Annotated in this window: 12 protein-coding genes; 9 read left to right on the forward strand and 3 right to left on the reverse strand. The window is 62.5% G+C overall.

Annotated elements, in window-relative coordinates; translation table 11 throughout:
• Nucleotides 1-210 precede the first annotated feature (210 nt).
• The 6 genes from FAY22_RS05095 (at nt 211) to ftsB (ending at nt 6360) form a co-directional block, all read left to right on the forward strand.
• Nucleotides 211-1008 carry an alpha/beta fold hydrolase gene (locus FAY22_RS05095; RefSeq protein ID WP_146329214.1) on the forward strand — a complete coding sequence of 266 codons (798 nt, stop codon included), beginning with the start codon at nt 211-213 and terminating at the stop codon, nt 1006-1008.
• 7 nt (nt 1009-1015) lie between these two features.
• Nucleotides 1016-1957, forward strand: coding sequence for a lipid A deacylase LpxR family protein (locus tag FAY22_RS05100; RefSeq protein WP_146329215.1), 942 nt, complete (start codon nt 1016-1018; stop codon nt 1955-1957).
• A 105-nt stretch (nt 1958-2062) separates the two neighbouring features.
• Complete coding sequence (locus tag FAY22_RS05105) at nt 2063-3721, forward strand: CTP synthase (protein ID WP_146329216.1); 1659 nt, start codon at nt 2063-2065, stop codon at nt 3719-3721.
• Nucleotides 3718-4572, forward strand: coding sequence for a 3-deoxy-8-phosphooctulonate synthase (gene kdsA / locus FAY22_RS05110; protein ID WP_146329217.1), 855 nt, complete (start codon nt 3718-3720; stop codon nt 4570-4572). The genes FAY22_RS05105 and kdsA overlap by 4 nt, the downstream gene beginning before the upstream one ends.
• Nucleotides 4573-4676: 104 nt before the next feature.
• The gene (gene eno, locus FAY22_RS05115) at nt 4677-5960 is read left to right on the forward strand and encodes a phosphopyruvate hydratase (protein WP_146329218.1); all 1284 of its coding nucleotides are present in this window, start codon (nt 4677-4679) and stop codon (nt 5958-5960) included.
• A gap of 61 nt (nt 5961-6021) precedes the next feature.
• Entirely contained in the window at nt 6022-6360 is a 339-nt protein-coding gene (gene ftsB, locus FAY22_RS05120; RefSeq protein WP_146329219.1) for a cell division protein FtsB, read from the forward strand.
• A 37-nt stretch (nt 6361-6397) separates the two neighbouring features.
• Here the strand turns inward: ftsB and hslO are convergent, their stop codons facing one another.
• On the reverse strand, nt 6398-7321 hold the full coding sequence (hslO, locus tag FAY22_RS05125; protein WP_146329220.1) for an Hsp33 family molecular chaperone HslO: 924 nt from the start codon (nt 7319-7321) through the stop codon (nt 6398-6400).
• Entirely contained in the window at nt 7321-7845 is a 525-nt protein-coding gene (locus FAY22_RS05130) for a gamma carbonic anhydrase family protein (RefSeq protein ID WP_146329221.1), read from the reverse strand. Before FAY22_RS05130 ends, hslO begins: the two co-directional genes overlap by 1 nt.
• 50 nt (nt 7846-7895) lie before the next feature.
• Here FAY22_RS05130 and FAY22_RS05135 point away from each other — a divergent pair, with 50 nt between their 5' ends.
• From FAY22_RS05135 to FAY22_RS05145, 3 genes are all read left to right on the forward strand, one after another.
• Entirely contained in the window at nt 7896-8726 is an 831-nt protein-coding gene (locus tag FAY22_RS05135; protein WP_146329222.1) for a ferritin-like domain-containing protein, read from the forward strand.
• Nucleotides 8727-8922: 196 nt separating this feature from the next.
• The gene (locus FAY22_RS05140) at nt 8923-9162 is read left to right on the forward strand and encodes a hypothetical protein (RefSeq protein ID WP_246860661.1); all 240 of its coding nucleotides are present in this window, start codon (nt 8923-8925) and stop codon (nt 9160-9162) included.
• Between the two features lie 194 nt (nt 9163-9356).
• On the forward strand, nt 9357-10382 hold the full coding sequence (locus tag FAY22_RS05145) for a patatin-like phospholipase family protein (protein WP_146329223.1): 1026 nt from the start codon (nt 9357-9359) through the stop codon (nt 10380-10382).
• On the opposite strand, the gene FAY22_RS05150 is transcribed toward FAY22_RS05145, so the two are convergent.
• Nucleotides 10357-12045 (reverse strand): acyl-CoA synthetase, encoded by a 1689-nt coding sequence (locus FAY22_RS05150; protein ID WP_146329224.1) that lies wholly within the window; start codon nt 12043-12045, stop codon nt 10357-10359. The two genes, FAY22_RS05145 and FAY22_RS05150, sit on opposite strands and share 26 nt — an antisense overlap.
• Nucleotides 12046-12051: the final 6 nt, after the last annotated feature.

Genomic DNA, 12051 nt, shown 5'->3' on the forward strand with positions numbered 1-12051 from the left:
GCAGAAGTGGCAGTGCTGGCAGGCGCAGCCATCGGCCACGCGGTTCGAGATCAACCACGGACAACGGTCCTCTTACGATAGATGGGCGCCACTCGAACGTTTTTATGACGAGCTCGCCATGCTCACAGTGCCTGCCGCTTCCAATCGAATTACAATCTGGGCCTGACTTCAATCCGGCCGGGCCTCGCCAGCGGCCGCCTAACAACAAGAATGACCAAACCGATTCTTCATTTCGTGCATGCGAACAGTTATCCCGCCGGGACCTATCGCTTGTTTTTTGAGCACCTGAAAAAGAACTACGAGGTGCAGGCGCTTGACATGCATGCGCACAATCCCGCCTACCCGGTGCGCAACGGCTGGAATGCGTTGGCGCAGGAACTGGTCGACGAACTGGCAGCGCGCTACACGCAACCGGCAATCCTGGTCGGGCATTCAATGGGCGGCATGCTGAGCCTGATGGCGGCGAAGGCGCGGCCGGAGCTGGTGCGCTGCGTCGTGCTGCTCGATTCACCGGTGGTCGCTGGCTGGCGTGCGCTACTGCTGGGCGTTGCGAAGCGAACCGGCGTCGACAAGAAGTTCTCGCCAGCGCAGTTCTCGGAAAACCGGCGCAATCTCTGGCCCGATGCCGAGGCGGCCTATCAGCATTACGCATCCAAGCCAATGTTCGCGGCATGGCCGCCGGAAGTCCTGCGCGACTATATCGAGCATGGGTTGATGCCCCATCCGCAGGGCGTCACCTTGCGCTTCACGCGCGAGACGGAAACCGCCGTCTATCGTAGCCTGCCGCATCACATCGGTACGATGGTGCGGCGCGGATTCCCGACCCCGGTCGGATTTGTCGGCGGAGCCGCCTCCGCCGAATGCCGCCAGGCCGGCCTTGCCGCCACCCGACGCCTGGTCGGGCGGCATTTCATGCTGGTCGCCGGCGGCCACCTGTTCCCGATGGAGTCGCCTGCCACCGCCGCGCATGCCGTACATGCGATGATCCAGTCACTGCTTCATTCCTGAGTCCACTATGCGCCATTCATTCCTGAAACCGATTGCCGGATGTCTGCTGTTGACCGCATGCGCTGCCGCGCTTGCCGGAAGTTCCGATGACCTGTTCTCCGATTACCGCAAGGTCAGCACTGAAGGCAAGACTTCGCACATCATCGACATCGACAATGACACGCTGCTGTTGAACAATAGCGACGGCTTTTACACCAGCGGCATGCGCTACGCCCAGGCGCACACGCTAGCCGACGGTGCGCGCGCCACGACGTTCGGCTGGCGCATCGGACAGGAACTGTATACGGCGTCCGACATCAAGCTCCCGCCGGAGCTGATCGGACCGCCCGACCATCCCTATGCCGGTTGGCTGTATGGCGGGTTTTTCAAGGAAGTCAGCCAGGCCGACGGCGGGTATACCCGGCTCGGCATCGATATCGGCTGCTTGGGCCCTTGCGCCGGCGGCGAATGGACGCAGAGGAATTTTCATCGCGTGATCAACCAGCCCCTGCCGCGCGGCTGGAGCAAGCAGGTGAGGAACGAGGCAGGCGTGGTGCTGTACGCCGATGTCGCTCCGGCGCGCTGGACGCCTGGTGCGTCGCTCGACGTCACGCCGCGCTTCAATGCGCGCTTCGGCAATATCTATACGGATGCCGGCGCCGGCCTGACCGTGCGCGCCGGACGGCTCAACCTGCTGCCGAACCAGCGGACTTTCCATGGTTTTGTCCGGGCCGACGTGCACGCGGTCGGGTACAACGCGACACTGCAGGGTGGTTATTTTTCAGACAATAATCCGCATACGGTGACGCCCAGGCGCTGGGTCGGCGAAGCCGAAGCCGGCATCGTCTGGCAAGGCGAGCAGTTCGGTGCCCGGGTGGGGCTGGTTCGGCGCAGCAACGAAATCCGGGATTTGTCCAATTCCATCGGCGCACAGGATTTTCTGCGCTTGCAGTTTTCCTATACGCCCTGACTGGCGGCCCGGGAGAAAACGCCGCCCGAGCAAAAACGGAGAGCAGGAAATCGGTTTAGGGTATAATTTGAATTTCCCGCGAGTGCCGTCCGGCACATCTCAGCAATGACCAAATTTGTATTCGTCACTGGCGGCGTCGTGTCGTCCCTCGGTAAAGGGATTGCCGCCGCATCTCTGGCTGCGATTCTCGAATCGCGCGGCCTCAAAGTCACCCTGATCAAGCTCGATCCGTACATCAACGTTGATCCGGGAACGATGAGCCCGTTCCAGCACGGCGAGGTGTTCGTCACCGACGACGGCGCCGAAACCGACCTCGACCTCGGTCACTATGAGCGTTTCATCACTGCCAAGATGAAAAAGCTCAACAACTTCACCACCGGCCAGATCTATGAATCCGTGATCCGCAAGGAACGTCGCGGCGAGTATCTGGGCAAGACCGTGCAGGTGATTCCGCATATCACCAACGAAATCCAGGATTACATCCATCGCGGCGCCGAAGGCTTCGATGTGGCGCTGGTGGAAATCGGCGGCACCGTGGGCGATATCGAATCGCTGCCGTTCCTTGAAGCCGCGCGCCAGCTGAGCCTGCGCGCCGGGCGTAACGAGACCGCATTCGTGCACCTGACCCTGGTGCCGTATATTGCGTCCGCCGGCGAACTGAAGACTAAGCCGACCCAGCACAGCGTGCAGAAGCTGCGCGAAATCGGCATCTCGCCCGACGCGCTGTTGTGCCGCGCCGATCGCCGCATTCCGGACGACGAGCGCGCCAAGATTTCGCTGTTCTCCAATGTGCGGGAAGAGGCGGTCATTTCGGTCTGGGATGCGGATTCCATCTACAAGATCCCGCAGATGCTGCACGACCAGAGCCTGGACAAGATCATTTGCGACAAGCTTGGCATCGAGGCCAAACCCGCAGACCTGTCGGTATGGAACAAGCTGGTCTATGCGCTGGAGCATCCGAAGGCCGAAGTCACGATCGGCATGGTCGGCAAGTACGTCGATCTGACCGAGTCCTACAAGTCGCTGACCGAAGCGCTGCGCCATGCCGGCATCCACACCGAGAGCCGCGTCAATATCGAGTACATCGACTCCGAGGAAATCGAGGAGAAGGGCGTTTCCAACCTGGCGAAATACGACGCGATCCTGGTTCCGGGCGGCTTCGGCAAGCGCGGCGTGGAAGGCAAGATCGCCGCGGCACGCTATGCACGCGAAAACAAGATTCCTTACCTCGGCATCTGCCTCGGCATGCAGGTTGCGCTGATCGAATTCGCACGCAACAAGGCGGGCCTGACAAATGCCAATTCGACCGAGTTTGATCCGGAAGCGGAACACCCGGTGGTTGCGCTGATTAACGAATGGCAGAACCACGACGGCAAGGTCGAAAAGCGCGACGCGAACTCCGACCTCGGCGGCACCATGCGCTTGGGCGCGCAAACCTGCGCGGTCAAGCCGGGCACGATTTCCGCCGAAATCTACGGCAATGAAGTGACCGAGCGCCATCGCCATCGCTACGAAGCGAACAACCATTACCTCGGCCGCGTGGAAGAAGCCGGCCTGGTCGTGGCGGCACGCACCCCGAACGAAGGTCTGTGCGAAATCATGGAACTGCCGCGCACCGGCGAAAATGCGCATCCGTGGTTCGTCGGCGTGCAGTATCACCCGGAGTTCAAGTCGACTCCGCGCGACGGCCATCCGTTGTTCATTTCCTTCATCAAGGCGGCGCTGGCGCACAAGCAGGTAGAGCAGCAAAGGAAAGTGGCATGAAGCTTTGCGGTTTCGAAGCGGGGCTCGACCGTCCGATCTTCCTGATCGCCGGCCCGTGCGTGATCGAGTCGCAGCAGATGGCGCTCGATACCGCCGGTCGCCTGAAGGAGATTACGTCCGAACTGGGCATCCCGTTCATCTACAAATCCTCGTTCGACAAGGCCAACCGATCCTCCGGCTCGTCGTTTCGCGGACTCGGCATGGATAAGGGCCTGGAAATCCTGGCCGACGTCAAAAAGCAGATCGGCGTGCCGGTACTGACCGACATCCACGAGATCGACGAGATCAAGCCGGTGGCGGCCGTCGTCGATGTGCTGCAGACGCCTGCCTTCCTGTGCCGTCAGACCGATTTCATCCGTGCCTGCGCGCAGTCCGGCAAGCCGGTGAACATCAAGAAGGGCCAGTTCCTGGCGCCCGGCGACATGAAGAATGTCATCGAAAAGGCGCGCGCCGCAGCCAAGGAGGCGGGGCTGGAACAGGATAACTTCATGGCTTGCGAACGCGGCGTATCGTTCGGCTACAACAACCTGGTGTCCGACATGCGTTCGCTGGCGATCATGCGCGAAACCGGCTGCCCGGTCGTGTTCGACGCCACCCACTCGGTGCAATTGCCGGGCGGGCAGGGCACTTCGTCCGGCGGCCAGCGCGAGTTCGTGCCGGTACTGGCGCGCGCCGCGGTCGCCGCCGGCATCGCCGGCCTGTTCATGGAAACCCATCCGAATCCGGCTGAGGCCAAGTCCGACGGCCCGAATGCCGTGCCGCTGAACCGCATGAAGGACTTGCTTGCGACGCTGGTCGAACTGGATCGCGCCGTGAAAAAAGCGGGCTTCCTGGAAAACGACTTTTCGTAGTTGCGTCAACAGCGCGGGCCAGAGTGAATCCTCCTCGGCCCGCAACGCCCGGCAGGCGTAGAAACCTGCCCGACCAGAATTTTCATTGTTTTGGGAGAAATAAAATGAGTGCCATCGTTGATATCATCGGCCGCGAAGTGATCGACTCGCGCGGCAATCCGACCGTCGAATGCGACGTGCTGCTGGAATCCGGCGTGATGGGCCGCGCTGCAGTGCCGTCCGGCGCCTCCACCGGTTCGCGCGAAGCGATCGAACTGCGCGACGGCGACAAGAGCCGTTACATGGGCAAGGGGGTACTGAAAGCCTGTGAAAACATCAATACCGAGATTTCCGAAGCGATCATGGGCCTGGACGCCAATGAACAGGCGTTCCTGGACCGCACCCTGATCGACCTCGATGGCACCGAAAACAAGGGCCGCCTGGGCGCCAACGCAACTCTCGCAGTCTCGATGGCGGTCGCGAAGGCCGCCGCCGAAGAATCCGGACTGCCGCTGTACCGCTACTTCGGCGGCTCCGGCGCAATGCAGATGCCGGTGCCGATGATGAACGTCATCAACGGCGGCGCGCACGCCGACAACAACCTCGACCTGCAAGAGTTCATGATCATCCCGGTCGGCGCTCCGTCCTTCCGCGAAGCGATCCGCTACGGCGCCGAAGTGTTCCACACGCTGAAGAAGATCCTGCACGACAAGGGCCTCACCACCGCTGTCGGCGATGAAGGCGGCTTCGCCCCTTCCGTGGCGAACCACGAAGAAGCGATCAAGCTGATCCTGCAGGCGATCGAGCAAGCCGGCTACGAGCCGGGCACGCAGATCGCGCTGGGCCTGGACTGCGCCGCTTCCGAGTTCTACAAGGACGGCAAGTACCAGCTCGCAGGCGAAGGCCTGTCGCTGTCGTCGGCCGACTTCACCAACCTGCTGGCCACCTGGTGCGACAAGTACCCGATCATCTCGATCGAAGACGGCATGGCCGAGAACGACTGGGACGGCTGGGCCACGCTGACCAACGCGCTGGGCAAGAAGGCGCAGCTGGTGGGCGACGACCTGTTCGTGACCAACACCAAGATCCTGCGCGAAGGCATCCAGAAGAATATCGCCAACTCGATCCTCATCAAGATCAACCAGATCGGCACCCTTACCGAGACTTTCGCCGCGATCGAGATGGCCAAGCGCGCCGGCTACACCGCCGTGATCTCGCACCGTTCGGGCGAAACCGAGGATTCGACGATCGCCGATATCGCAGTGGGCACCAACGCGCTGCAGATCAAGACCGGTTCGATGTCCCGCTCCGACCGCATGGCCAAGTACAACCAGCTGCTGCGCATCGAGGAAGACCTCGGCGACATCGCCAGCTACCCCGGCCGTAGCGCGTTCTACAACCTGCGCTAAGATCGCAACAGATTTGGGGGCGCAAGCCCCCAAATTCTTTCATCCGGCCTAAAATTCTCCGATGCGCCTGATCTCCATCTGCCTCGTCGCCTTGCTGCTGCTGATCCAGTTCCCGCTGTGGCTGGGCAAGGGCGGGTGGCTGCGCGTGTGGGATCTCGACAAGCAGGTCGAGGCGGCGCAAAAGAAGAACGATGAGCTCAAGGCGCGCAACGCCAAGCTCAATTCCGAAGTACAGGATCTCAAGGAAGGTACCGGCGCGGTCGAAGAGCGCGCGCGCTACGAACTCGGCATGATCAAGGATGGCGAGATCTTCGTCCAGGTCCTCGCGCCGGGAAAAACGGCGGAAGTCTCCGCACCCGTGCCATCTTCCGGCACAGGGCGGGCCGAGACCCGCCAATAATACGCATGGCGGGGCACGCCCGCCATGCATCGCCAGATTAATGCTTGAGCCCGCTGGCCGGCTGCATCGCATCGCCCGCAATATCGGTCGCAAACAATTGCGCACAGTCGACCTTGTCGAACTCGTAGTGCTGCCCGCAGAAATCGCAGTTGATCCCCAGCTTGCCGAGATCGGCCAGCGCCGCGTCGACTTCCGCCTTGCCCAGCATGAGCAGCATGTCTCCCACTTTTGCGCGCGTGCAGCTGCACTGGAAGCTCGGGTGGCGCGGTTCGAACACGCGCATCGTCTCTTCCCAGAACAGGCGGCGCATCAGGGTATTGATGTCGGTCGACAGCATTTCCTCTGTCTTCAGCGTCGAGGCCAGCGTGACCGTGTGATTCCAGGTCTCCAGGTCGTCGACTTCGGTACCGGTGCCGCCTTCCTTCGGCAGCTTTTGCAGCAGCAGCCCGCGCGACACGTTGCGGTCGGCCGCCAGCCACAATCTGGTATCGAGCTGTTCCGAACGCAGCATGTAGTTTTCGATGACGACCGCCACCGAGTCGCCGTTCAGCGGCACAACGCCCTGATAGGGCTGCTGTCCCGGCAGCTTTTCCTTCGGATCGAGGGTGATGACGAAACGTCCGTGGCCGTGGGCATTGACCAGTTCCCTGAGCCCGGCGTCGTCCGCGATCTGCACCCCGTCGGCGAGCTTGGCGGTGGCGCGAAGGTGCAGGTCGGAGTCGCACTCGACTACGAGCAGGCGCACCGGGCCGTCGCCATGCATTTGCATCACGAGCATGCCGTTGAACTTCAGGTTGGCCGACAGCAGCGCGGCCGCGGCCAGCATTTCGCCCAGCAGCGTGCGTACCGGTGCCGGATATTCCTTGCGTGCCTGCACCTGCTTCCAGGTGTCGGAAATTTCCACCAATTCGCCGCGCACGGCGGCGTTTTCAAATATGAAGCGTTGCAGCGTGTCCATCATTATCCGATTCGTTTCAATTCCTGCTTGAACAACTGGGCGCGCTTCACGTAATTGGCTGTATTGCCATGCATGCGCGCGATGTCGCCGTCGGTCAGCGTGCGTACCGCTTTTGCAGGCGAGCCGATGATCAGCGAGTTGTCCGGAAATTCCTTGCCTTCCGTAACCAGCGCGCCCGCGCCGACCAGGCAGTTCCTGCCAATCTTCGCGCCGTTCAGGATCACGGCCTGGATGCCGACCAGCGATCCATCGCCGATGGCGCAGCCATGCAGCATGGCTTGGTGGCCGACGGTGACATTCTTGCCGATGGTGAGCGGGTAGCCCGGGTCGGTGTGCAGGATGCAGCCTTCCTGCACGTTGCTTCCTTCGCCGACGGTGATCAATTCATTATCGCCGCGGATCGTCACATCGAACCAGACGCTCGCATTGGCTTCGATCTTCGCTTTGCCGATCACGTTCGCGGAATCGGTAACGTAGGCGGAAGGATGGATCTCGGGAGCATGTTCGCCCAATTGGTAGATGGCCATGAATTTCCGTAAAATTGTTTGGTCTGAACCGTCATTTTACCGCCGCTTGCATGAATGCACCGCATGACCCCAGTTCCCTTTCACCTCCCGCCGAGCTCCGCCAGGCCGCATTGCGCTGGCTTGCCGAAACGGATGCCGCCGCCAAGGCCGCAGGCGTCACGAAGCTGTCGCAGGCATGGAAAGACGGCGCGCTTTCCCTTGATGCGGAACGGATGATTGTCGCGCCGGCCGGCATCCCGGGGCGCCCGGAGCGGCCCGAACTGGTGCCGCCGCTGGAAGTCGGGCGGCGCTCGATGCACACCGTCGAAGGGCGCGCCGCGATGATCCATGCGCTGGCGCATATCGAGTTCAACGCAATCAATCTCGCGCTCGACGCGATCTGGCGCTTTGCATCGATGCCGCGCGATTACTACGCGGACTGGCTGCAGGTCGCGGTCGAAGAGGCGCTGCATTTTTCGCTGTTGTCCGAGCATCTGCAGACGCTCGGTTACGGCTACGGCGATTTCGCGGCGCATAACAGCCTGTGGGACATGGCGGAAAAGACCGCAGGCGACGTGCTGGCCCGCATCGCCCTGGTGCCGCGCACGATGGAAGCGCGCGGCCTCGACGCGTCGCCGCCGGTGCGAGCCAAGCTGGCGCAGGCGGGCGACAGCGCGGCGGCGGCGATTCTCGACGTTATCCTGCGCGATGAAATCGGGCACGTCGCCATCGGCAACCGCTGGTATGGCTGGTTGTGCGAGGTACGCGGCCTGGAACCGGTATCCACTTATGCGGCATTGGCCGTGCAATACAAGGCGCCGCAATTGCGCGGGCCATTCAACCTCGAAGCGCGCCGCGCCGCGGGTTTTAGCGAGAGCGAACTCGCGGCCCTGGTTGCATAAAACAGACATCTTCCTTTACGGAATGTCTTTTCTGCTCGTCTTCTGCGGCCTGTCATGGATATGCGCCTCAAGTTGAGGATGTAGAAACTTCCGGGGCAGGTATGTGTCTTTCATTCATGCGTGGTTTATCCACCAATCATCTCTGCTGTTGGTAAAGAGAAAGGAGGCAAGCATGAGGCGAGCAGAACGAACCATATTGGCACTGGCGGCCGCCGTCCTTACCGTCACCCTGGCCGGCTGCGAGAAAAAGCAGGCAGAGAACAGCAGTGGTCCGGCGGAAAAGGCGGGGCAGCAGATTGACCGGGCGGCGTCGCGCGCCGGTGAAGAACTTAACAAGTTCGCCGGAAAGGTCGGCCAGGGCATGGAAAAAGCCGGGCAGAAACTGCAGGACGAAGCAAAGCAGGCGCAGCAAAACGAAGCTCGGAAAGATCAATAATCCCGGCGCCCCTGTGTTGCCGCATGCATGATGCGGTACCCGGCGCCTAGCGATTCCCGGCGCAATTGCGCCTTCCAACCATCATGTCACTTCGGGTCTCGGGGATAGGCGTCGAACACGCTTTCCTGCGATCCGGTCGACTCATCTCGCACCTGTATCGGCAGCGCGTATCCCGTGCAAGGAAGGGGAATATCATGTCCGGAAAGACCATCACATTGGCATTGCAAGGCGGCGGCTCCCACGGCGCGTTTACCTGGGGCGTACTGGATCGCCTGCTGGAAGACGAACGCATCGATATCGAAGGTATCAGTGGCGCCAGCGCCGGAGCGATGAATGCCGTCGTGCTCGCCCATGGGCTGACGACGGACGGAAGGGACGGCGCGCGCCGCGCGTTGCGCGAATTCTGGACCAGCGTGGCCGCCAGCGCGCCGTTTGCCGCGATTCCCGATTACCTGTTGCCGCCCCAAGGCTTGAATACGGGGGCCGAACCGCCGCCGGCCTACAAGGCGATGCTGCCGCTGATGCGCCTCCTGTCGCCGCACCAGCTCAATCCGTTCGACATCAACCCGCTGCGCGACATCCTGGCGCGGCAAATCGATTTCGAGCGGCTGCGCGCCGAATGTCCGGTACGGCTGTTCATCGCGGCCACGCAGGTCAGCGCCGGTACCTTGCGCCTGTTCCGCAACAGGCAGCTGACGCTCGACGTGCTGCTGGCGTCGGCCTGCCTGCCGCTGCTGCATCGCGCGGTGGAGATCGACGGCGAAGCCTACTGGGATGGCGGACTGACCGCCAATCCGCCGCTGTTTCCGCTGCTGCACAAATGTACGGCGCGCGACATCCTGGTGGTGCTGCTGCATCCCCATCCGAGCACGAGAACGCCGGTCACCGCCAACGACATCTGGCAGCGGCAAACGGAAATGGGATTCAGCTCGACCTTTTTCACCGAGCTGCAGGGTGTGCTGCTGGCGCAGCGCGAAGCCCGCCGCAGCTGGTTTTCGCTCGGCCCGCTGGAGCGCCGGCTGCGCAGCCTCAACATGCACGTGATCGAGTCGCAGGAGTTGATGAGCCAGCTCGGCACGCACAGCAAGCTCAACGCGCATCCATCCTTCATCAACAGCCTGCATGAAGAGGGCAGGCAGCGCGCGCAAATCTGGCTCGACGATAATTTCGAGCAGATCGGCGTGCGCTCGTCGTTCAACCTGGCGCAGCTGTTCGGCTAGCGCGCTCCTGCTCCCTGAGTCGCAGCATGCGCCGCTGCACCTTGCCGGTCGTGGTCATCGGCAGTTCGTCGATGAACTCGATTTCCTTCGGATATTCGTAGGGGGCGAGCTTGCCGCGCACATGCTCCTGCAATTCCGCCACGAGCCGCTGCTCGGCGTCGCGTCCGCGTTCCGTGCCCGGCGTGAGCACCACGTAGGCCTTGACGATATTGCCGCGCTCGGCGTCCGGCTTGGGGACGACAGCGGCATTGGCCACCGCCGGATGCTTGACCAGGCAATTCTCGATTTCCGACGGCCCGATGCGGTAGCCGGCGGCCTTGAACATGTCGTCTGCCCGCCCCTGGTACCAGAGATAGCCGTCCTCATCCATCAGCGCGAGGTCGCCGGTGCGGCACCAGTCGCCGCTGTACTTGTTGCGCGTGGCGTCCGGATTCTTCCAGTAGCCGATGAAGAAGATCGGATCGGGATGGCCATGCATGTCGGTGCGGTTCAAGGCGACTTCGCCGACCTCGCCGCGTTTGACCTCGTTGCCCTCGTCGTCGACGAGCGCGATGCGATGGCCGGGATAGGGGCGGCCCATGCTGCCGGGTTTGGCGGGCCACTGCCGCGCGCTATTGCCGACGATATAGTTCATTTCGGTCTGGCCGAACATTTCGTTGGGTGTGATGCCCAGCGCCGACTGGCACCAGTTGAACACCGCGTCGCCCACCGCTTCGCCGGCGCTCATGATGGCGCGCAGGCGGAGCGAAAATCTGTCGCGCGGCGCCGGGTGCGCTTTCATCATCATCTTCAGGGCTGTCGGGAACAGGAAGGTGTTGGTCACGCGGTATTTCTCAAGCAGGTAGAAGGCGGTGTCGGCGGAGAAGCGGCCGCGATAGCCGACGATCGGCATGCCGAAATACAGCGTCGGCAGCAGCGCGTCCCACAGCCCGCCCGTCCATGCCCAGTCGGCCGGCGACCAGAATACGTCTTCTTCCTGCGGAAACCAGTTTTGCGAGGCCACGAAGCCCGGCAGGTTGCCGATGATGGCTGCATGCGGAATCAGCGCGCCCTTGGGGGCGCCGGTGGTGCCGCTGGTATAGATCAGCACCGCGGGATCGCTGGCTTGCGTGCGCACCGGGTCGAAGTCTTCGGCGGCCTGCGCCAGCGCGCTGTCCCAGTCAAGGCTTTCGGCCGCGCCGCCGTCAAGCGCGATCACATGCTTGAGTGCCGGGCAGGCGGCGCGTGCCTGCTGCAGGTGGTCATGCCCGGCCCGGTCGACGATCGCGATGGCCGCTTCGCTGTTTTGCAGCCGGTATTCGAGCGCATCCGGGCCGAACAGGATCGACAGCGGCATCGCCACCGCGCCCAGTCGGTAGCAGGCGATATGCGCCACTGCGGTTTCCGGACGCTGCGGAAGGATGATCGCGACGCGGTCGCCGCGCCCGACGCCGAGGCCGCGCAGCACGTTCGCCAGCCGGTTGGCTTGCGCGTGCAGCTGCGCATAGGTGAGGGTGGCGCAATACCCGGTTTCGTCTTCGAAGTGGATCGCGATGCGCGACTTGTCCGACGCCCAGCGCGCGCAGCACACATCGGCGATATTCAGCTCGGGCGGAATGAGCCAGCGGAACTGGCTGTACAGTGCATCGTAGCGATCCGGTTGCGTGTGTTCGGCAGATGGCATGACCCC

Source organism: Noviherbaspirillum sp. UKPF54, from assembly GCF_007874125.1.
Lineage (GTDB): Bacteria > Pseudomonadota > Gammaproteobacteria > Burkholderiales > Burkholderiaceae_D > Noviherbaspirillum.